Source organism: Nocardioides sp. GCM10027114 (genome assembly GCF_042659625.1).
Classification (GTDB): domain Bacteria; phylum Actinomycetota; class Actinomycetes; order Propionibacteriales; family Nocardioidaceae; genus Nocardioides.
Window position 1 is genome coordinate 138,032 of the sequence record NZ_JBHSSS010000009.1, and the last position, 19,649, is coordinate 157,680.

The 19,649-nt window shown below is 74.0% G+C and carries 20 protein-coding genes and 1 tRNA gene; 10 read left to right on the forward strand and 11 right to left on the reverse strand.

Annotation, left to right across the window (positions count from 1 at the left end):
• Positions 1 to 7 precede the first annotated feature (7 nt).
• Together pdxY and ACFP2E_RS05500 are read left to right on the forward strand one after the other, a co-directional pair.
• Positions 8 to 859 carry a pyridoxal kinase PdxY gene (gene pdxY / locus ACFP2E_RS05495; protein ID WP_378521597.1) on the forward strand — a complete coding sequence of 284 codons (852 nt, stop codon included), beginning with the start codon at positions 8 to 10 and terminating at the stop codon, positions 857 to 859.
• Between the two features lie 54 nt (positions 860 to 913).
• Positions 914 to 1,525, forward strand: a complete 612-nt coding sequence (locus ACFP2E_RS05500) for a DUF305 domain-containing protein (RefSeq protein WP_378521598.1) — start codon at positions 914 to 916, stop codon at positions 1,523 to 1,525.
• 29 nt (positions 1,526 to 1,554) lie between these two features.
• On the opposite strand, the gene ACFP2E_RS05505 is transcribed toward ACFP2E_RS05500, so the two are convergent.
• The 3 genes from ACFP2E_RS05505 to ACFP2E_RS05515 form a co-directional block, all read right to left on the reverse strand.
• A tRNA-Thr gene (locus ACFP2E_RS05505) sits at positions 1,555 to 1,627 on the reverse strand.
• 122 nt (positions 1,628 to 1,749) lie between these two features.
• A complete protein-coding gene (locus ACFP2E_RS05510; RefSeq protein ID WP_378521599.1) occupies positions 1,750 to 2,637 on the reverse strand; it encodes a transketolase family protein in 888 nt (295 codons plus the stop codon).
• The gene (locus ACFP2E_RS05515; protein ID WP_378521600.1) at positions 2,634 to 3,299 is read right to left on the reverse strand and encodes a thiamine pyrophosphate-dependent enzyme; all 666 of its coding nucleotides are present in this window, start codon (positions 3,297 to 3,299) and stop codon (positions 2,634 to 2,636) included. The genes ACFP2E_RS05510 and ACFP2E_RS05515 overlap by 4 nt, the downstream gene beginning before the upstream one ends.
• Positions 3,300 to 3,354: 55 nt before the next feature.
• Here ACFP2E_RS05515 and soxR point away from each other — a divergent pair, with 55 nt between their 5' ends.
• On the forward strand, positions 3,355 to 3,798 hold the full coding sequence (gene soxR / locus ACFP2E_RS05520; protein WP_378521601.1) for a redox-sensitive transcriptional activator SoxR: 444 nt from the start codon (positions 3,355 to 3,357) through the stop codon (positions 3,796 to 3,798).
• Between the two features lie 34 nt (positions 3,799 to 3,832).
• Positions 3,833 to 5,068, forward strand: coding sequence for a DUF4032 domain-containing protein (locus ACFP2E_RS05525; protein ID WP_378521602.1), 1,236 nt, complete (start codon positions 3,833 to 3,835; stop codon positions 5,066 to 5,068).
• 25 nt (positions 5,069 to 5,093) lie between these two features.
• Here the strand turns inward: ACFP2E_RS05525 and ACFP2E_RS05530 are convergent, their stop codons facing one another.
• From ACFP2E_RS05530 to cysS, 4 genes are all read right to left on the reverse strand, one after another.
• Positions 5,094 to 6,242: an acyl-CoA dehydrogenase family protein gene (locus tag ACFP2E_RS05530; RefSeq protein ID WP_378521603.1), complete on the reverse strand. Its 1,149-nt coding sequence runs from the start codon at positions 6,240 to 6,242 to the stop codon at positions 5,094 to 5,096.
• Between the two features lie 23 nt (positions 6,243 to 6,265).
• Positions 6,266 to 7,867, reverse strand: coding sequence for a metallophosphoesterase (locus ACFP2E_RS05535; RefSeq protein WP_378521604.1), 1,602 nt, complete (start codon positions 7,865 to 7,867; stop codon positions 6,266 to 6,268).
• 140 nt (positions 7,868 to 8,007) lie between these two features.
• Positions 8,008 to 8,952 (reverse strand): 23S rRNA (guanosine(2251)-2'-O)-methyltransferase RlmB, encoded by a 945-nt coding sequence (gene rlmB / locus ACFP2E_RS05540; protein ID WP_378521605.1) that lies wholly within the window; start codon positions 8,950 to 8,952, stop codon positions 8,008 to 8,010.
• 5 nt (positions 8,953 to 8,957) lie between these two features.
• On the reverse strand, positions 8,958 to 10,430 hold the full coding sequence (gene cysS / locus ACFP2E_RS05545) for a cysteine--tRNA ligase (protein ID WP_378521606.1): 1,473 nt from the start codon (positions 10,428 to 10,430) through the stop codon (positions 8,958 to 8,960).
• A 100-nt stretch (positions 10,431 to 10,530) separates the two neighbouring features.
• On the opposite strand from cysS, the gene ACFP2E_RS05550 reads away from it, so the two are divergent.
• Complete coding sequence (locus ACFP2E_RS05550; protein ID WP_378521607.1) at positions 10,531 to 11,811, forward strand: peptidase C39 family protein; 1,281 nt, start codon at positions 10,531 to 10,533, stop codon at positions 11,809 to 11,811.
• Positions 11,812 to 11,828: 17 nt separating this feature from the next.
• Here the strand turns inward: ACFP2E_RS05550 and ACFP2E_RS05555 are convergent, their stop codons facing one another.
• Positions 11,829 to 13,421 carry a molybdopterin-dependent oxidoreductase gene (locus ACFP2E_RS05555; RefSeq protein WP_378521608.1) on the reverse strand — a complete coding sequence of 531 codons (1,593 nt, stop codon included), beginning with the start codon at positions 13,419 to 13,421 and terminating at the stop codon, positions 11,829 to 11,831.
• 32 nt (positions 13,422 to 13,453) lie between these two features.
• On the opposite strand from ACFP2E_RS05555, the gene ispF reads away from it, so the two are divergent.
• Positions 13,454 to 13,936: a 2-C-methyl-D-erythritol 2,4-cyclodiphosphate synthase gene (gene ispF / locus ACFP2E_RS05560; protein ID WP_378521609.1), complete on the forward strand. Its 483-nt coding sequence runs from the start codon at positions 13,454 to 13,456 to the stop codon at positions 13,934 to 13,936.
• Between the two features lie 111 nt (positions 13,937 to 14,047).
• Here the strand turns inward: ispF and nirD are convergent, their stop codons facing one another.
• A complete protein-coding gene (gene nirD, locus ACFP2E_RS05565) occupies positions 14,048 to 14,410 on the reverse strand; it encodes a nitrite reductase small subunit NirD (RefSeq protein WP_378521610.1) in 363 nt (120 codons plus the stop codon).
• A gap of 107 nt (positions 14,411 to 14,517) precedes the next feature.
• Between nirD and ACFP2E_RS05570 the strand changes: the two genes are divergently transcribed.
• From ACFP2E_RS05570 to ACFP2E_RS05585, 4 genes are all read left to right on the forward strand, one after another.
• Complete coding sequence (locus ACFP2E_RS05570; RefSeq protein WP_378521611.1) at positions 14,518 to 15,219, forward strand: 2-C-methyl-D-erythritol 4-phosphate cytidylyltransferase; 702 nt, start codon at positions 14,518 to 14,520, stop codon at positions 15,217 to 15,219.
• Positions 15,220 to 15,303: 84 nt separating this feature from the next.
• Positions 15,304 to 15,993 (forward strand): response regulator transcription factor, encoded by a 690-nt coding sequence (locus ACFP2E_RS05575; RefSeq protein ID WP_378521612.1) that lies wholly within the window; start codon positions 15,304 to 15,306, stop codon positions 15,991 to 15,993.
• A gap of 6 nt (positions 15,994 to 15,999) precedes the next feature.
• Positions 16,000 to 17,451: a sensor histidine kinase gene (locus ACFP2E_RS05580; RefSeq protein ID WP_378521613.1), complete on the forward strand. Its 1,452-nt coding sequence runs from the start codon at positions 16,000 to 16,002 to the stop codon at positions 17,449 to 17,451.
• A gap of 90 nt (positions 17,452 to 17,541) precedes the next feature.
• Entirely contained in the window at positions 17,542 to 18,108 is a 567-nt protein-coding gene (locus tag ACFP2E_RS05585; protein WP_378521614.1) for a hypothetical protein, read from the forward strand.
• A gap of 31 nt (positions 18,109 to 18,139) precedes the next feature.
• Here ACFP2E_RS05585 and ACFP2E_RS05590 read toward each other — a convergent pair whose 3' ends face one another.
• Together ACFP2E_RS05590 and ACFP2E_RS05595 are read right to left on the reverse strand one after the other, a co-directional pair.
• Entirely contained in the window at positions 18,140 to 18,970 is an 831-nt protein-coding gene (locus ACFP2E_RS05590; RefSeq protein WP_378521615.1) for a hypothetical protein, read from the reverse strand.
• Positions 18,967 to 19,581 carry a 2-C-methyl-D-erythritol 4-phosphate cytidylyltransferase gene (locus ACFP2E_RS05595; RefSeq protein ID WP_378521616.1) on the reverse strand — a complete coding sequence of 205 codons (615 nt, stop codon included), beginning with the start codon at positions 19,579 to 19,581 and terminating at the stop codon, positions 18,967 to 18,969. Before ACFP2E_RS05595 ends, ACFP2E_RS05590 begins: the two co-directional genes overlap by 4 nt.
• Between the last annotated feature and the right edge of the window lie 68 nt (positions 19,582 to 19,649).

Here is a 19,649-nt window from a genome sequence, read left to right on the forward strand (position 1 = left end):
TCGCCCGGTGAAGATCCTGTCGGTGCAGTCCTCGGTCGCGTACGGCCACGTCGGCAACTCCGCGGCGGTGTTCCCGCTGCAGCGGCTCGGGCACGAGGTGTGGCCGGTGCTGACGGTCCACTTCTCCAACCACACCGGGTACGGCGAGTGGCGCGGGCCGCTGCTCGCGCCGACGGACGTCGCCGACGTCATCAACGGCATCGAGGACCGCGGTGTGCTCGGGCAGGCTGACGCGGTGCTCTCCGGCTACCAGGGCGACCCGGCCGTGGGCGCGGTGATCCTCGACGCGGTCGCGCGGGTCAAGAAGGCCAACCCGGACGCGGTCTACTGCTGCGACCCGGTGATGGGCGACGTCGGCCGCGGGATGTTCGTGAGGCCGGGCATCCCGGAGTTCATGCGCGACTCGGTGGTGCCGCAGGCCGATGTCATCACGCCCAACCACTTCGAGCTCGACTTCCTCGCGGGCCGCACCACCCGCACCCTCGACGAGGTGCTCGACGCGGTCGACGCGGTGCGGGACACCGGTCCGCGCGACGTGCTGGTGACCAGCGTGCTGCACGAGGACCTGCCCGAGGGCAGCCTCGACCTGGTCGCGGTCTCCGGCGCCGGCGCCTGGGCGCTGACCACGCCGCTGCTGCCGATCACCCCGAACGGCTGCGGCGACGTCACCGCCGCGCTCTACCTCGCCCACCTCAGCACCAGCGGGTCGCCGGAGCAGGCGCTGGCCGCCACCGCGTCGTCGGTCTTCGCGGTGCTCGAGCGCACCCTCGAGGCCGGCACCCGCGAGATCCAGCTGGTCGCCGCGCAGGAGGCCATCGCCGAGCCGCCGACGCGGTTCGAGGTGCGCCGGCTGCGCTGAGGCTGGGCCGGTGCAGGCCCCGGCCACCACCAGGCGATTGCTAGGTTCGCCGCCGTGACCCCCCGCTCCACCGCTGTACGCCGCACGACCGCCGCCACCACCCTCGCCCTGGGCCTGCTCGCCGGCTGCGGCGACGACGCCTCGACCAGCAGCGTCGACGACGAGAACCCCTGGAACGAGGCCGACGTCGCGTTCGCGGCCGACATGATCCCGCACCACGCGCAGGCGCTGGTGATGGTCGACATGACCCGCGGCCGGAACCTCGACCCCGGGCTCGCGGCGCTGACCGACCAGATCCTCGCCACCCAGGCGCCCGAGATCGAGCTGATGGCCGACTGGCTCACCTCGTGGGAGGAGCCGGTGCCCGAGACGATGCGCGACCACGCGAACGCGCACGGCGACGGGGGGCACCCCGACGGCACCGACCACCGCGACATGCCCGGGATGATGAGCGACGAGGAGCTCGACGGGCTCGAGTCCGCCGCCGGGGAGTCCTTCGAGGAGATGTGGCTCGACATGATGATCGAGCACCACGAGGGCGCGATCGAGATGGCCGGGACCGAGATCGCGGAGGGCGAGTTCCCCGAGGCGATCGAGCTCGCCGAGCAGATCCGCGACGGCCAGCAGGCCGAGATCGAGCAGATGGAGCAGCTGCTCGCGTCGTGACCCCGGGCGTCACCACACCCAGGACTGGGAGCCGGTGACAGGAGTCGAACCCGCGACATTTCGCTTACAAGGCGAACGCTCTACCAACTGAGCTACACCGGCCTCGCCCCACGGATCCACCGTGGGGCGCGGCCTCATCGTAGTTGCTGCCCGGTCGCCGTCCGAACCGCGACCGGCGGACGCGCCGCCCGCCCGCAGCGAGGGGCACGGCAGGCCCAGCGACCTCATGCCGCCACTCGCAGGAAGCCGTCGAGCGAGCGCCGGATCCCGGCCGCGTCGAGGCCGTGGGCACGCACGTGGTCCGCGGCGCTGCCGTAGCGGCGGAGCTCCTCGCGTCCCACACCCAGCGCCAGCAGCCGGTGCGGCAGGTCGCGCAACGCGTCGGAGACGACGTACGCCGAGGTGCCGGCGAGCCACGGCTCGACGAGCACCACCTCGGGCGTGCCGAGGACCTCCCGCAGCCCGCGGCCGTCGAAGGGCCGCACCGAGTGCGCGTAGACGACCGTGACGTCGCGGTCGGTGGTGGCCTCGAGCACGGCGTCGAGCACCGGGCCGAGGGCGACGACGGTCGGCCCGGTGCCGCGGCGGACGACGTGCAGGCCGCGGCCGGGGTACGACGTGGTGTTGTTCTGGTCCACCACGCGGACGTAGTGCAGCCCGTCGCCGTCGACGGCGCGGCGCAGCACCGCGTCGACCTCCGCGGACGTCCCGGGGGCGTGCAGGTGGGCCCCCGGGAGGGTGTCCATCAGCGCCATGTCGCCGGGCGACTGGTGGGTGCGCCCGCCGGTGGTCATGTCGAACGACCCGCCCGAGCCGACCAGCACCCCGCCCACGTCCTGGTGGCCGAAGCCGAGCTTGACCTGCTCGAATGCACGCTCGACCAGGAAGGCACCGAAGGTGTGGACGATCGGGCGCATGCCGGTCAGCGCCATGCCGGCGCCGACGTTGACGAGCAGCTGCTCGCGGATGCCGACGTTGACCACCCGGTCGGGGTGGGCGGCCTCGACGTCACGGAAGAACTGGCCGGAGATCTCGGCGTAGACCAGCGTCACCGACAGGTCGGTCTCGACGAGCTCGGCGGCGGTGCGGGCGAACTGCTGGCGCGGGTTCACGACTTCTCCTCGACGATGGCCACGACCGCGTTCGGGCGGCCGACGGAACGGTGGGACAGGGCCTTCTCCAGCAGGTCGTGGTCGCGGCCGTCGACGGTGGCGGCATCCCAGCCCTCGGTCAGGAACCGCTGCTCGATGCGCCCGGGGACCGCGTACGACGACGACCGGTTGTCGATCACGACCACGGTGAGGGCGTCCAGCGCGAGGGCCGCGGCGACCTCGAGCGCCTCGTGGTTGCTGCCCTCGTCCAGCTCGGCGTCGCCGACGAGCACGACGACCCGGGAGTCGATGCCCTGCGCCCGCAGGCCGAGGGCGGTGCCGACCGCGAGCGGCAGCCCGTGGCCGAGCGAGCCCGACCCGATCTCGACGCCGGGGACGAGGTTCCGGTCCGGGTGGTAGCCCAGCGGGCTGTCCCAGGTGGACCAGCCGGCGAGCCACTCCTCAGGGAAGAAGCCCTGGTCGGCGAGGACCGCGTAGTACGCCATCGGCCCGTGCCCCTTGGAGAGGAGGAACCGGTCCCGCCGGGGATCCCCCATGGTCTCCGGAGAGACGTCGAGCACCCGCTCGTAGAGGACCCGGATCACGTCGAGGGTCGACGTGGCGGCAGCGGTGTGCTTCTCGTCCCCCGTCATCAGGGAGATCAGTCGTGGGATCTGGCTCATGAGAACGATGGTGAGACTTGAAGTTCACTTCAGGTCAAGGTCTACGATGGGCGGTATGCACCAGTTGTCGATCGGAGAGCTCAGCGAGCGCAGCGGCGTGCCCCAGTCCGCGCTCCGCTTCTACGAGTCGCGCGGGCTGATCCGCTCCCACCGGACGGCCGGCAACCAGCGCCGGTACGACCAGCCCGAGCTGCGTCGCGTCGGTTTCATCCGGGCCGCCCAGCGGATCGGCCTCTCCCTCGAGGAGATAGCCGAGGCGCTCTCCGAGCTGCCGGACAACCGCACGCCGACCAAGGCCGACTGGACGAGGCTGAGCCGGATGTGGCGGCGGCGCCTCGACGAGCAGATCGAGCGGATCCAGCTGCTGCGCGACCGTCTCGACGGCTGCATCGGCTGCGGCTGCCTGAGCCTCAAGACCTGCTCCCTGCACAACCCGCACGACGAGGCGGCGCTGCGCGGCACCGGCGCGGTGAACATCGAGCCCACTCTCCGCCGCTGAGGGCGCCCGCCGGACCGCCGCTAGGCTGAGGGCCATGGCCCTGCGGATCGTGGCGAGCCGTCCTGACCCGGCGATCGTGTCCCTGCCGTGGTCGACCCCGCTGGAGGAGTGGACAGACCAGTACGTCGTCCCGCTGCCCCGCGGCCTGTCCCGCCACGTGGTGCGGATCGTCAGGCTCGGCCAGCGCACCTACGCGGTCAAGGAGACCGTCGAGGACATCGCCTTCCGCGAGTACCGGCTGCTGCGCGACCTGCAGCGCGAGGGGCTGCCCGCGGTCGTCCCCCAGGGCGTGGTCACCGGCCGCGTGGACAAGGACGGCAACGAGCTGCCGGCCGCGCTGCTCACCCAGCACCTGCAGTTCTCGCTCCCCTACCGCAGCCTCTTCGCCCACGGCCTCTCCGCCGACAACCTGCCCTCGCTGATCGACGCCCTCGTGGTCCTGCTGGTCCGGCTGCACCTCGAGGACTTCTACTGGGGCGACGTGTCGCTGTCGAACGTGCTGTTCCGGCGCAGCGCCGGCGGCTTCTCGGCGTACCTCGTCGACGCCGAGACCGGCGAGCTCAAGCCGTCCCTGTCGCGGCAGCTGCGCGAGTACGACCTCACCGTGGGCTGCGAGAACGTCTTCGCCGAGCTCCTCGATCTCCAGGCCAGCGAGTCCCTCGACGCCCACGTCCAGGCCCACGACATCGTCGAGATGATCCAGGAGCGCTACGCGGCGCTCTGGGACGAGCTCACCGGCGAGGAGGAGTTCTCGACCGACGAGATGTGGCGCATCGAGCGGCGGATCGAGCGGCTCAACGACCTCGGCTTCGACGTCGACGAGCTCGACATCATCACCGACTTCGACGGCGACAAGATCCGGATCCAGCCCAAGGTCGTCGAGCTCGGCCACCACTCGCGCGAGCTGCAGACCCTCACCGGCCTGTACGTCGAGGACGCCCAGGCCCGGCGCCTGCTCAACGACATCGCGTCGTACCGCGTCTCCAGCGACCAGGGCGGCGAGGACCGTACCCTGGTGGCCTACCGCTGGCTCACGGACTTCTACGAGCCGGTCGTGGAGATGGTGCCACCGGAGGCGCGCGGCAAGCTCGAGCCTGCGGAGTTCTACCACGAGGTGCTCGAGCACCGGTGGTACCTCTCGGAGCGCGCCGGACACGAGGTCGACCTCTTCGACACCGCCCGCGACTACATCGCGACCGTGCTGTCGAAGAAGCCCGACGAGGCCGTCGCCGCTGCCCCGGACCCGGGTGCGCGTCCCGAGCTGCTCTGACCCGCGAGGTGGCGGGCCTAGCGGGTCAGCGCAGCAGGTCGCGGCCGATGACCATCCGCTGGATCTGGTTGGTGCCCTCGAAGATCTGGGTCACCTTGGCGTCGCGGAACAGCCGCTCGACGGGGTAGTCGCGGGTGTAGCCGTTGCCGCCGAGCACCTGCACGGCCTCTGTGGTCACCCGCATCGCCGCGTCGGTCGCCGTGAGCTTGGCGATGCTGGCCTGCCGCGAGAAGGGCCGGCCGGCGTCCTTGAGCCGCGCCGCGTGGAGGTACGTCGCCCGGGCGCGCTCCACCTCGGCCGCCATGTCGGCGAGCAGGAACTGCAGGCCCTGGAACTCGCCGATCGGCTTGCCGAACTGCTCGCGCTCGCCGGCGTAGGCGACGGCGTGCGCGAGGGCGGCCTGGGCGATGCCGGTGGCGACGGCGGCGATGCCGAGCCGACCGGCGTCGAGCGCCGAGAGCGCGACCCGCATCCCGTCGCCCTCCTCGCCGATCCGCTGCGCCACCGGGATCCGGGCGCCCTCGAAGATCACCTGGGTGGTGACGTCGCAGGCGAGGCCCATCTTCTTCTCGGGGGCGCCGAAGCCCATGCCCTCGGTGTCGGCGGGAACGATGAACGCCGACAACCCGCGCGAGGGGTGCTCGCCGGTGCGGGCGAAGAGGATGTAGTAGTCGGCACACGAGCCGTTGCTGATCCACTGCTTGGTGCCGGTGACGACGTACTCGTCGCCCTCGCGCACCGCCTTGGTGCGGATGCCGCTCACGTCGGAGCCGGCCTGCGGCTCGGAGAGGCAGTAGGCGCCGAGCCAGTCGCCGCCGAGCATCCGCGGCAGCCACTCGGCGCGCTGCTCGGGGCTCGCGTTGGCGTCGACGACGCTGGCGGTGAGGGTGTGGACGCTGGTGCCGACGCCGACGCTCGGCCACGCGGTCGCGATCTCCTCGATGACCTGCAGGTAGACCTCGTAGGGCTGCGCGCCGCCGCCGTGCTCCTCGGCGAACGGCAGGCTGAGCAGCCCGGAGCGTCCGAGCAGGGCGTACGCGTCCGTCGGGAAGGCGGCCTGCTCCTCCAGCTCCGCGACCTGCGGCGCCAGCTCCTTGGCGGCGATGTCGCGGGTCAGCTCGAGAAGGGCCTCGGCCTCGTCGGTGGGCAGCAGTCGGTCGACGTTCGTGGGCACCCCGCCATGCTAGGCGGCGCCCCTCAGCGCTCGTCCCCGGTGTCCCCGGTCCCCTCGCCGTCGGCCTCGCCGCCGTCCCCGTCCGGCCCCCCGGCATCATCGGGGTCGTCGACGGGGGCGATCTCCGAGACCGGCGTCAGGTCGAGCTCGGTGAAGGGACCGACCTGGTAGACGCCGTTGGTCTGCAGGATGACGTACTGGATGCCGACCGGCCGGCCCTCGCGGTAGGTCACCAGGCTGACCATGGCGTCGCGTCGCGGCTTGCTTCCGATCGCGATCGCGTACGCCGCGCCGCCGGTCGTGCCGGTCGTGTAGCGGTAGCCGACCTCGCCGTTGGCGCCGACGACGCGGGTGGGGCCGACCCGGACGTGCACGTGGCCGGCGAGCACCAGGTCGACGCAGCCGCGCTCGAGCGCCTCGTCGGCGAGGTTCTCGTCGTGGACGAGGATCGTCGAGATCTTCTCGTCCCGGTCGCAGGCCACCCCGGAGAGCCGGGAGCCCACCTCGGTGAAGCTGAGCCCGGTCTCGTCCCGCCAGTTGCCCAGGCCGCTGGAGCGCGGGTCGTCGACGCCGAGCAGCGAGATGCCGTCGGGGCCGTCGATCACCTCGCCCCCGAGCATGGTCCAGCCGAGCTCGTCGAGGTAGTCGGCGACGAAGTCGCCGTGGTCGTGGTTGCCGGCGACGGCGTACTTGTCCACGCCGTCGAAGGCGGCGCTGACGGAGTCGAGGCTGAAAGCCTCCCAGCTGGCGCCGGTGGAGGTGTCGTCGCCGGCGTTGAAGACCGCACTGGCGCCGGCGGCGTCGTGGATGGCGCGGGCGACGACGTCCATGCCGATGTTGTCGTGGCGGTCGGAGACCAGCGTCACGACCGTCTCGCCCTCCTCGGGCTGCCGCAGCTCGAGCTCGGCCGCCTTCTCCGCGGCCTTCTCGTAGAACGCGCGGCTCTTGTCGTAGGTGTCGAGCGCGCTCTGGATGAGCCGGCGAGAGGAGACGGCGGTCGCGTCGGTGCTGATCTGCAGGCCGCGTGCCGGCTCGGGCACCGGCACCTCCGGGCCCAGGTAGTCCTGCAGCGCGGCCCAGCCGACCTCGTCCTCGCCGGTGGGCTCGTCGGGGTTCCACGGTTCCCACACCAGGACGCCGGCGACCAGCGCGGCGGCCACCAGGGCGGCGCCCTCGGGACGCTTGACGTGACCCCACAGCTCCCGGCGACGCACGGGTCCGACCAGGAGCCAGATCGCCACCGGGACGAGGCCGACGAGCGCGCCGCGCACCGCGGCGTCGTACGCCATGTCGGTGAGCGCGCGCTCGACCTTGGCCTTCTGGCCGTCCGGCTGGCTGGCCAGGAAGGCGTAGCGCTCGACGAGGCCGGTGGTGTCACCGGCCGTGGTCTTGCCGAGCACGAGGTCGGCGCCCACGATGCTCGGTGACTCGAGGCGCACGTCGGGGAGCACCGGGCCGGTGTGGAGCACCACCCAGCCGTCCAGGGTCGGCCGCAGCTGGGCCTGGTGGCTGGCGACGACCACCTGGGTGCTGCTGTTGAGGAAGAACGCCATCGCGGCAGGCAGGGCCACGACGAGCCAGACCACCAGCAGCACGACGCCGTGGAGGACGCGGGCGCGAGTCATCGACGCCCCACCGACGGGGACCGTCTCACCATCGCTGCCACCTCTGGTTCCGCTGCTGGAGATGCCTCAACTGTCCCACCTCGTTGGGCAAAGCCTGCCACCTCGCGGAGCCAAGCCTGCCACCTCGCGGGGAAGGTGCGTCAGGCGCGCGCCTGGGCGATCGCGTAGAGGGTCACCGAGGCGGCCACGCCGGCGTTGAGAGACTCGAGCTGGTTGGCCATCGGGATCGAGACCAGCTGGTCGCAGGTCTCGGCCACGAGCCGCGAGAGGCCCTTGCCCTCGGAGCCGACCACGACGACGAGCGGCATGTCGGCCAGGTCGAGGTCGGGGAGCGACACGTCGCCGTCGGCAGCGAGGCCGATGACCATGCAGCCGGCCTCCTGGTAGGCCTTGAGCTGCCGGACCAGGTTGACCGTCTGCGCGACGGGGATCCGGGCGGCGGCGCCGGCGGAGGTCTTCCACGCCGACGCGGTCATCCCGGCCGCGCGCCGCTCGGGCACCAGTACGCCGTGGGCGCCGAACCCGGCGGCGCTGCGGACCGCCGCGCCGAGGTTGCGCGGGTCGGTGACGGAGTCGAGCGCCACGACGAGCGGCTTCTCCCCCGCCTCGGCGGCGCGGGCGAGCAGGTCGTCGGGGTGGGCGTACTCGTAGGCCGGGATCTTCGCGGCGAGCCCCTGGTGGACCGCGCCCCCGGTCATCCGGTCGAGCTCGCCCCTGCTCACCTCGAGCAGGCTCAGCCCCTGCTCGGCGGCCAGCCGGAACGCCTCGCGGAGGCGGCCGTCGCGCTCGGCGCCCTCGGCGACGTAGACGCCGCTGACCGGGATGCCGGCTCGTAGCGCCTCGACGACGGAGTTGCGCCCGGCGACCCACTCGGCGTCGCCGCTGGTGGGCTTGCGCTTGGGACGGGCCGCGGCGGCGCGCTCCTCCTTCTGGCGGGCCTTGTAGGCCTTGTGGTTGGGGCGGTCCTTGGCCTTCGGCGTCGGACCCTTCCCCTCGAGGCCGCGCTTGACCCGGCCGCCGGAGCCGGCGGTCGGTCCCTTCGACGACTTGCGGATGGCGCCCTTGCGCTGCGAATTACCTGCCATTGCCCTCAGTGTCCTTCTCCGAGCGACCACTTCGGGCCCTCGGGTGTGTCCTCGATCTCGATGCCGGCCGCCTTGATCCGGTCGCGGATCGCATCGGCGGTGGCGAAGTCCTTGGCGGCGCGGGCCTCGGCGCGCTGCTCGAGCAGCCCGGAGACCAGCACGTCGACGGCCTGCGTGAGCCGCTCGTCGGCACCCCCGGACGCCTGCGCCCAGGCGGGGTCGGCGGGATGCAGCCCGAGCACGTCGAGCATCTCCAGCACCGACGCCAGGTTCCCCCGCAGCGCTGCGGTGCTGCCGGGGTCCCCCGCTGCCAGCAGCCTGTTGCCCTCGCGCACCACGTCGTGGATCGCCGCGACGGCCGCGGGGGTGCCGAGGTCGTCGTCCATCGCCTCGACGAACTCGGCGCAGGCGATACCGCCGGTCGGCAGCTCGCCGACGACGGCGGCCGCCCGCGCGACGTACCCCTCGATGCGGCGGAAGCCCGCCGCGGCCTCGTCGAGCGCCTCGAACGAGAACTCGACGTGTGAGCGGTAGTGGGCGGCGACGATGTAGAACCGCAGCTCGATGCCGCGGACCCGCTCGAGCACCGACGGGATCAGCAGCGAGTTGCCGAGCGACTTGCTCATCTTCTCGCCGGCGGTGGTGATCCACGCGTTGTGCATCCAGTACGACGCGAACGGGTGGCCGGCCGCGCGCGACTGGGCCTGCTCGTTCTCGTGGTGGGGGAAGCGCAGGTCGACGCCGCCGCCGTGGATGTCGAAGGCGGGGCCGAGGTACTTCTGCGCCATCGCCGAGCACTCGATGTGCCAGCCGGGGCGGCCGGGGCCCCACGGCGACGGCCACGCGGCGGAGGCGGGCTCGGAGTCCTTCTTCCAGCCTTTCCACAGCGCGAAGTCGCGGGGGTCGCGCTTCCCGCGCGGGTCGGCGTCGCCGGCCGGTTCCATGTCCTCGACCTTCTGCCGGGTCAGCTCGCCGTACGACGGCCAGGAGCGCACGTCGAAGTAGACGTCGCCCGAGCCGTCCTCGGCGGCGTAGGCGTGGCCGCGGGAGACCAGCTCCGCGATCAGCTCGACCATCTCCGGCACGTGGCCGGTCGCGCCGGGCTCGTAGGTCGGCGGCAGCACGTTGATCGAGGCCAGCGCCCGGTCGAGCTCGCGGTGCATCGCGTAGGCGAGGTTGTACCAGGGGCGGCCCTGCTGCTCGGCCTTGGCGAGGATCTTGTCGTCGATGTCGGTGACGTTGCGGATGAACGACACCTCGTAGCCCGACCTCGTGAGCCAGCGGCGCAGCACGTCGAAGTTGACCGCGGAGCGGACGTGGCCGACGTGCGGCTCGGACTGCACGGTGAGACCGCAGACGTAGATGCCCGCCTTGCCCGCCTCGAGCGGGACGAAGTCGCGGACGTCTCGGGTCGCGGTGTCGTACAGCCGGAAACTCACCCGGCCGATTCTAGGGTCGCGGCCCGGTCGACCCCGCATCCCCGGCCGCTCCGGGGGCCGCAGGGGACGCGCGGTCCGCGCCGGGCGGATCCCTGTGACTCCTGTGACAGGAGTGGCGGGTGCGGGTTACCGTCGTCGGGTGCGCACCCCGATCCTGGCGGCCGGCCTGACCCTCGCCGCCGCCCTGCTCACCCCGCTCCCGGCCCCCGCCGAGCCGGCCCCGGGCAAGGCCTCTGCGGCGGCCCCGACCACCGAGCGGGCCGCCAAGCGGCAGATCGCCCGGACCGCCTGGGACACCGGCGCCGAGCTGCGAGCCGGCACCCGCGACGGTGTCCGGGTCCGCAAGGGCGGGCTCCGGATCTCCGAGGCCAGCGGCACCCGGTCCTACAACGGCGACACCTACGAGGCCGGCACCTGGACCTCGCCGTGGGTCTCGCCGGGCTTCGGGCTCACCGAGCTGATCGCCTCCTGGGAGGCCCGCACCCGCGGCGCCGGCTACCTCGAGGTCGCCGTGCGCGGCCAGGCCGCCGACGGCCGGACCTCGAGCTGGGACGTCCTCGGCCGCTGGGCCGACGCCGACCGTCACGTGCGGCGCACCTCCTTGCCCGGCCAGGGCGACGACCTCGCCGACGTCAACGTCGACACCTGGCAGGCGAGCACCCCGCTCACCTCCTGGCAGCTGCAGGTGACGCTGCTCCGCCGCCCCGGCGCGAGGAGCCCGCGGCTCGACGCCGTCGGCGCGATGGCGAGCCGGCTGCCCGCCGTCAGCGACGTGGCCACCTCCCGGCCCGGACCGGGCGCCGGCACCGTGCTGCCCGTCCCCCGCTACTCGCAGATGATGCACCGCGGCCACTACCCCACCTGGGGCGCCGGCGGCCAGGCGTGGTGCTCGCCGACCTCGACCTCGATGGTGCTCGGCTACTACGACGCGCTCCCGCCCGCGAAGGCCTACGACTGGGTCCCCGACGACCACGTCGACCCGTGGGTCGACCACGCGGCCCGACGCACGTACGACGCGTCCTACCGCGGCACCGGCAACTGGCCCTTCAACACGGCGTACGCCGCGACCCGCACCGACCACGCGTTCGTGACGCGACTGCGCAACCTGCGCGAGGCGGGCCGGTTCATCGAGGCCGGCATCCCGCTGATCGCGTCGCTCTCCTGGTCGGCCGGCCGGCTCGACAACGCGCCGCCGGAGACCCGCAACGGCAGCAACGGCCACCTGCTGGTGATCGTCGGCTTCCGCAAGAACGGCGACGTCGTCGTCAACGACCCCGCGGCCGAGGACCGGGCCGGGGTGCGGCGGGTCTACGACCGCGGCCAGTTCGAGGACGCCTGGCTGCCGAAGTCGGGCGGGCTGGTCTACGTCATCCACGACGCCGCGCACCCGCTGCCCGGGACCAAGCTGCGCAACTGGTGACGCCCGGCTGAGGCGCGTCAGGCGCGGGCGGTGAACTCCACGCCGTGCCAGCCGGTGGCGCCGTCCGGCACCACGTCGCGCTCGACGCCGGTCTGCACGTCGCCGTCCTTGCCGATGGCGCGCACCCGCACCTCGTGGTCCCCCGGCGGCACGTCGTCGAGGGTCAGCGCCCACTGCACCCAGGTGTCGTCGGTCGGGACCGACGCGACCGCGGCCCGCTGCCAGCCGCCGCCGTCGAGGGAGACCTCGACCGCGTCGATGCCGGTCCGCTGGTGCCAGGCGACCCCGCCGACCTGCACCTTGCCGGCCTCGACGTCCTGACCCTGGCGCGGCACGTCGATGCGCGAGGCGATCTTGACCGGGCCCTGCGCCGACCAGCCCTTCCCGGTCCAGTACGCCGTGAAGTCGGCGAACCGGGTCACCTCGATGTCGACGACCCACTTGCAGGCCGACACGAAGCCGTAGAGCCCCGGGACGATGGTGCGCACGGGGAAGCCGTGCTCGATCGGCAGCGGCTTGCCGTTCATGGCGACGGCCAGCATCGCGTCGCGACCGTCGGTGAGCGCGGTGAGCGGGGTGCCACAGGTCCAGCCGTCGTGCGACGTCTGCTTGACCGCGTCGGCGCCGGGCAGCGGCCCGGCCTCGGCGAGCAGCGCGTCGAGCCGGACCCCGCTCCACCACGCGTTGCCGATGAGGTTGCCGCCGACCGGGTTGGACACGCAGTTGAGCGTCACCCACGCCTCGGTGCGCTCCCGCTCCAGCAGGTCGGCGTACGTCAGCACCACCTCGCGCTCGACCATGCCGTGGATCCGCACCGACCAGTCGCCGGGCGCGATCGTGGGGACCACGATGGCGGTGTGGATCAGGTAGAAGTCCTCGTTGGGCGTCATCCACGGCGAGACCCCGTCGAGCCCGATCCGCGCCTTCGCCGGCACGCTCGGCTCGGTGACCCCGTCGATCTTGAGCAGCCGCCGGCTCGCCTCCACGCCGCGGCGGCCGGCGCCGACCACGCGACCCAGGCCGGTGGTGGCGGCCGCGACCAGCGCGACCGCGCCCGAGGCGAGCAGGAAGGTACGCCGCGAGGAGGCGGCCCCGGGCCGGCCCTCGTCGGCGACCGCCACGGGCTCGTCGAACGCCGCACCCGTGGCGTCGGCGCCGGCAGCGGCGGCCTGCTCGCGCCGCAGCACCGCCGCGAGCAGCCGCAGCACCACCACCCAGGTCGCAAGACCCAGCGCCAGCGGCAGGTAGTCGACGAGCGTCTGCCCGCGCTGCACCACCACCGCGACGGCGCCGACGGCGGTCAGCGGCAGCCACACGGTGAGCGGCTGCCACGGGCCGCGCGCGGCCAACCGGCCGGCGTACGCGAAGAGGACCGCGAGGAACAGCAGGATCCCGCCGATCAGCAGCGGCTTGTCCCAGAAGCCGAGCCGCGCGATGGCCTCCTCCACGACGCGGCCCGGCGTCACCCTGATCACCAGCTCGGCCACCGCGACGACGGGCGACTCACGGATGGTCAGCGCCATGGCCAGCGCGTAGCTGGTGGCCAGGCCCGCGAAGCCGGCGACGATGCCGGCCCACGACCAGGCGCCTGTGCCTCGGGAGGTCCTCACACGTCCGATTGTGGCTCGTGCATCATCATCGTGTGACTCAGACCCCACGCGTCCCACGCGTCGGCCTCGGTACCGACGTCCACCGGCTCGTCGACGGCGTCCCCATGAACCTCGCCGGGCTGGGGTGGCCGGACGAGCCCCAGGGCCTCGAGGGGCACTCCGACGCCGACGTCGCCGCGCACGCGGCGTGCGACGCGCTGCTGTCCGCCGCCGGCCTCGGCGACCTCGGCAGCAACTTCGGCACGGCCGAGCCGGAGTGGGCGGGCGCCTCGGGCGCCGCGCTGCTCGCCGAGACCGCCCGCCGGGTGCGGGCCGCCGGCTTCGAGATCGGCAACGTCGCGGTCCAGGTCGTCGGCAACCGGCCGCGGCTCGGCCCGCGCCGCGCCGAGGCCGAGGCTGCCCTCTCCGCGGCGGCCGGCGCCCCGGTGACGGTGTCGGCCACCACCACCGACGGGCTCGGGCTCACCGGGCGCGGCGAGGGGGTCGCGGCGATCGCGACCGCCCTGATCGTCTGACACCAGCCGTCACACCAGCCCCGCTGCTCGGGCACTCCGCTCGCTTCTCGGGCACTGCAGTGGCCCAGAAGCGAGGCGATCCCCGGATATCCGGGGATCGCGACGGCCCCGCTAGGCCCCCTCCACCACCCGGTCGAGCCGCGGCCCGACCAGCACCACGCCCTCGACCACCCGGACCGCGAAGACCGGGACGTGCACGTGCGGGTCCTCGAGGCAGGTCCCGGTCCGCAGGTCGAAGGCGTGGTGGTGCACCGGGGAGCCGACGATCGGGACGTCGCCACGCCGGCCGACGATCCCGCGGGACAGCACGGACGCCCGCGCGTACGGGTCGTGGTTGCCGAGCACGTGTACCTCGTCGCCGCCCCCGGGGCCGACGGTGCGGAAGACCGCCACCGCCTGCCCGTGCACCAGCGCGGTCGCGGGCCGGTCGACCTCGAGCTCCACCACGCGGCACACGGGTTGCCAGTCCTCCATGCGCACTCCTCTCGCAGCCTGGGGACCGACGCTAGGGCCGCCGTGTTGTGCCGAGGTTTCGCAACCGGGCGGCCGTGTAACAGCCGTGGAAACCTAGACTGCGCCCCATGCCCGCCGCCGTCGTCGTCCTCGCCGCCGGGTCCGGCTCCCGGGTCGGGGCCGAGGTCAACAAGGTGCTGCTCCCCCTCGGCGACGCCCCCGTGCTGGTGGCCTCGCTGCGGGCCGCCTGGCAGCTGCCCGACCTGCACCGGCTGCTGCTCGTCGTCCGCCCCGGCGAGCGCGATGCCGTGGCCGGGGCGGTCTCCCCCCACCTCGGCGACCGCGAGGTCGGTGTCGTGGAGGGCGGCGCCACCCGGCACGCGTCGGAGTGGCAGGCGCTGCGGGCGCTGGCCCCGGAGATCGAGGCCGGCGAGATCGACGTGGTCGCCGTCCACGACGCCGCCCGGCCGTTGGCCGGCCCCGAGCTCTTCGCGGCCACCGTCGCCGCGGCCCGCGAGCACGGTGGCGCGCTGCCGGTCGTCCGGCTGTCCGGCCTGGTGACCGCCGAGGGCGCCGCCGTACCCGCCGGCCTCGTCGGCGTGCAGACGCCGCAGGCGTTCCGGGCCGCGGAGCTGCTGGCGGCGTACCGCCGGGCCGACGCCGACGGCTTCGACGGCACCGACACCGCGAGCTGCTTCGAGCGGTACGGCGAGGGGCGGGTCGTCGCGGTCGGGTCCGGACCGGCCAACATCAAGATCACCTTCCCCGAGGACGTCGCCCTCGCCGCCACCCTGGCCGGCCTCGACGACCGGGCGCCGGGCGACGACTGACCGGTTCGACCGGCTCGGCCGGCTCACAGGGAACGCTCAGCCGGCTCCCAGCAGACCGTCAGCCGGCGCCGCCACGATGACGGGGTGACCACCCACCTGCTGGTCGTCGACGACGAGCCCAACATCCGCGAGCTGCTCGGGGCGAGCCTGCGCTTCGCCGGCTTCGAGGTCACCGCGGCCGCCAGCGGCCGGGAGGCGCTGGACGCCGCCGCCCGCCGGGCCCCGGACCTCGTCGTGCTCGACGTGATGCTGCCGGACCTGGACGGGTTCGAGGTGCTGCGCCGGCTCCGCGCCGGCCACCGGGTGCTGCCGGTGCTGTTCCTGACCGCCCGCGACGCCACCGAGGACAAGGTCACCGGGCTCACGCTCGGCGGCGACGACTACGTCACCAAGCCGTTCAGCCTCGAGGAGGTCGTCGCCCGGATCCGCGCCGTGCTGCGCCGCACCTCGGCCGACCCGGGCGCGGACGGCCGGCTCGTCGTCGCCGACCTCGAGCTCGACGAGGACGCCCACCAGGTGCGCCGGGGCGGCCGGCTGGTGGCGCTCTCGCCGACCGAGTTCAACCTGCTGCGCTACCTCATGGTGAACGCCGGCCGCGTGCTGTCGAAGGCGCAGATCCTCGACCACGTCTGGGAGTACGACTTCGCGGGCGAGTCCGGCATCGTCGAGTCCTACGTCTCCTACCTTCGGCGCAAGGTCGACGCGGACGGGCCGCCGCTGCTGCACACCGTCCGCGGCGTCGGCTACGTGCTGCGGCTGCCGGACGGCGGCTGAGACCCGATGGTCACCGCGACGACCCCGGACCGGGCGTCCTGGTGGGGCCGCCGGTCGCTGCGGGGCCGGCTGCTCGTCGTGGTCGCGCTCCTGCTCACCGCCGCACTGGCCCTCACCAGCGCCACCACGAGCGCGCTGCTGCGCGGCTACCTCGCCGACCGCGTGGACGACGAGATGTCGACCGTCGTCGAGTCGCTGCGCCGCGGCCCGCTGGCCGGGCCCGACCGTGGCCTGCGGCAGCGGCAGGACCTCCCCAGCCGGTACGTCGTGCGCGTGCTCGCCGCCGACGGGTCGACGCTGCTGCAGCTCGCCGACCCGGTGACCCCGGAGGAGCCCCCGGACCTGACCGGGATCACCTCCCGGGTCGCCGCGGAGCGGGCGGGCACGCCGTACACGCTGACCGCCGCCGACGGCACCCCGTGGCGGCTCCTCGTGGCGCCGCTGGAGCAGGGCCGGACGTTCGTGCTCGCCACCTCGCTCGAGGACGTCGAGGCCACCGCGGCGCAGCTGCGGCGGATCGTGCTGGCGATCGGGCTGGCGGTGCTCGGACTGGGGGTCGCCGCGGGCCTCGCGGCCGTGCGGGGCAGCCTCCGGCCGCTGCACCGGATCGAGGAGACGGCCGGCGCGATCGCGGCCGGCGACCTCTCGCGTCGCGTCCCCGTCGAGGGCGGGCCGGGGACCGAGGTGGGGCGGCTCGGCCAGGCGCTCAACGGGATGCTCGCCCAGATCGAGGCGGCCTTCGAGGTCCGCACGCAGTCCGAGCGTCGGATGCGGCGGTTCATGGCCGATGCGAGCCACGAGCTGCGGACCCCGCTGACGTCCATCCGGGGGTTCGCCGAGCTCTACCGGCAGGGCGCGGTCCGGGAGCCGGAGGACCTGGACCGGATGATGCGCCGGATCGAGGAGGAGTCGACCCGGATGGCCGGCCTGGTCGAGGACCTGCTGCTCCTCGCCCGGCTCGACCAGCAGCGACCGCTGCGGCGCGACGTCGTCGACCTGGTCGTGGTGGCCGCCGACGCCGCCCACGACGCCCGGGCCACCGCACCCGGGCACGCGGTCCGGCTGGACCTGCCCCGCGACGACGGCGGCGTCCTGGTGCTCGCCGACGAGGAGCGGCTGCGCCAGGTCGTGATGAACCTCGTCGTCAACGCGGTGCGGCACACCCCCGCCGGGACGACGGTGACGATCGCCGCGTCGCGCGACGGCGGCGTCGGGGTCGTCGCGGTGCGTGACGACGGGCCGGGGCTGCCCGAGGACCTGGTCACCACGGCCTTCGACGGCTTCGCCCGGGCGGACCGGTCGCGCGCCCGCGGGTCGGGCGGTGGCGCCGGGCTGGGCCTCACCATCGTCGCGGCGCTGGTCCGGGCGCTGCAGGGCGAGGTCGACGTGGACTCCACACCGGGCGAGGGCGCCAGTTTCCGGGTGCGGCTGCCGCTGGCGCCGGACGACGGGTCCTGAGACTCCCAGCGAACGTCCAGCAAACCTTGGAGGGCGTCCCAGCCTGCGGGGTCAGGCTCGTCTGCGTCAGCAACCGACGGGAGGACCACCATGAACCGCACGACCTTTCCCCGGCTCCCCCGGCTGCACCGGACCACGGTCGCCGGAGTCGCGGTCGCCGGCATCGCCGCCGCCGGCCTCGCCGTGCCCGCGCTGGCCGACGACGACCCGGCCGACACGAGCACGGCCGCCCAGCTCGAGGGCCAGCTCGAGGGGCAGCTCGAGGGGCAGCTCGGGGAGCTCGACGGCCTGCGCGACGAGCTCCGCGAGCAGCGGCAGGCCGACTTCGCGCAGCGGCTCGCCGAGGAGCTCGGCCTCGACGCCGACGAGGTCGCCGCAGCGCTGGAGACCGTGACCGAGGAGCTCCGCGAGGAGCAGGAGGCGCGCCGGCTGGAGCTGCTCGCCTTCCGGCTGGACCGGGCGGTCGAGGACGGCCTGATGACCCGCGAGCAGGCGGACGCGCTGCTCGAGGCCGCCGAGGAGCGCGACGGCTTCCCCGGTCTCGGCGGGCACCACGACTTCGGCCACGGTCCAGGCGGACCCGAGGGCGGGCTCCCGGGCGGGCCCGGCGCGGACCTCTCGCCCGACGACGGCGCCACGGAACCCAGCTCGACGTGAGCCGGGCCGATCTGGGTCGACCGGGGCTGGATCAGCCGGTCGCGTCCGGGGGAGGCTCCTCGACGGTGGCCACCGCGCTGTAGCCGGCCCAGAGCCGGCCGCCGACGCCGTCGAGGACCGCCTCCGCGACCGTGGCCAGCGGGTTCGGGTCGCCGGAGAGGGCGGCCTGCAGCCCCGCGTCGAGCCGCTCGGCGTACGCCGTGTCGTACTCCGCGTCGTACTCCTCGAGCTCGCGGACCAGCCACTTGCCGGTGCCGCTCCACCGGCCGGCGGCGGCGAGCAGCAGCTCGGCGGCCTGGTGCCACACCTCGACCGCGACCGCGTGGCCGGCGGCGCCGCCGCGGCGGTCGCGGTCCCCGCCGGAGACGGCGACGTCGACGAGGTCGTCGAGCAGGTCGGTGAGCGCGTAGCGGGCGCGGTCACGCGCCTCGTCGGACAGCGGGCCGGGGCCGGCCACCACGAGGTCGGCGCACTCGGCCTGGAGTGCCGCACCTGCGTCGCCGCCCAGCAACGGCACCCCGGTCGCGACCAGCCGGGCCATGGTCGGCCGGCGGCGGCGCCGGTCGAGCTCGACGAAGTGCCGCACCGACGCCTCGGTGTGGACGAAGAGCTCGACCGGCCAGCCGTCGTGGGTCAGCGAGCGGCGGTGGACGACCGCGTCGCCGGCGCCCCCGGAGTCCGCGGCGTCGAGCAGCACGGTCACGTCGAGGTCGGAGGTCGGTCCGGCGCCGCCCAGCACGACAGACCCCGAGAGCCAGGCCTGCCGGGCGTCGGGGTGGTGGGTCTCCACGACCGCCCGGGCGGTCTCCACCGGGTCGGGCCGGCTGCCCGGCCCGCGGGGGTCGATCGGCCCGCCCGTCACGGCCGCTGCTCGCCGCGGCCGGTGAGCGCCTCGAGCAGTCGCAGGTCCTCCTCGGAGGCGACCCGGCGAGCGTCGGCCGGCGCCTCAACCAGCTCGACCCCGAACCGGTCGCGCAGCGCCGGCACCAGCTCGGCGAAGTCGAGCGACGGCAGCTCGGGCGAGGGCAGCCCGCGGATCTCGCGCACCACGGAGGCGGGCAGCACGACGGGCGAGACGACCGTCACCAGCCCGTCGCGGTCGACCGTCCCGCCGACCGCCTCGCCGGTGACCTGCTTGACCGTGTCGGTCACCGGGCGCACCGCCACCACCACGCGGTCGAGCTCGGCAGCCCGGGCCACGCACTCCCGGACGAAGCCGGCGGGGGTCATCGGGCACAGCGGGTCGTGCAGCACGAACGGCTCGCCCGACTCGACGATGTCCTCCCACGACGTCCCGAGGTCGACCGCGGTGACGCCGGCCTCCCCCAACGCCCAGGAGGCACAGCCCACGAGTGGCTCGCCGTGGATGAGCGCGAACGGCAGCGAGCCGCGACCGGTCTCCACGACGGCGCCGAGGGCGGCGTACTCGGGGTACTCGGGGTACTCGGGGACGTCATACGAATCGGTCGTCATGGCGACCGGATCGTATGACGTCCGGGCGCCCCTGGGAACCGACAGCGCACCGGCCGCACACGCGACGA

Coding starts and splice junctions, on each gene's coding strand:
- ACFP2E_RS05515 (WP_378521600.1), bottom strand. CDS start 3,299: ATGAGCCAGATCCCACGACTGATCTCCCTGATGACGGGGGACGAGAAG.
- soxR (WP_378521601.1), top strand. CDS start 3,355: ATGCACCAGTTGTCGATCGGAGAGCTCAGCGAGCGCAGCGGCGTGCCC.
- ACFP2E_RS05525 (WP_378521602.1), top strand. CDS start 3,833: ATGGCCCTGCGGATCGTGGCGAGCCGTCCTGACCCGGCGATCGTGTCC.
- ACFP2E_RS05535 (WP_378521604.1), bottom strand. CDS start 7,867: ATGACTCGCGCCCGCGTCCTCCACGGCGTCGTGCTGCTGGTGGTCTGG.
- rlmB (WP_378521605.1), bottom strand. CDS start 8,952: ATGGCAGGTAATTCGCAGCGCAAGGGCGCCATCCGCAAGTCGTCGAAG.
- cysS (WP_378521606.1), bottom strand. CDS start 10,430: ATGCGGGGTCGACCGGGCCGCGACCCTAGAATCGGCCGGGTGAGTTTC.
- nirD (WP_378521610.1), bottom strand. CDS start 14,410: ATGGAGGACTGGCAACCCGTGTGCCGCGTGGTGGAGCTCGAGGTCGAC.
- ACFP2E_RS05570 (WP_378521611.1), top strand. CDS start 14,518: ATGCCCGCCGCCGTCGTCGTCCTCGCCGCCGGGTCCGGCTCCCGGGTC.
- ACFP2E_RS05580 (WP_378521613.1), top strand. CDS start 16,000: ATGGTCACCGCGACGACCCCGGACCGGGCGTCCTGGTGGGGCCGCCGG.
- ACFP2E_RS05585 (WP_378521614.1), top strand. CDS start 17,542: ATGAACCGCACGACCTTTCCCCGGCTCCCCCGGCTGCACCGGACCACG.
- ACFP2E_RS05595 (WP_378521616.1), bottom strand. CDS start 19,581: ATGACGACCGATTCGTATGACGTCCCCGAGTACCCCGAGTACCCCGAG.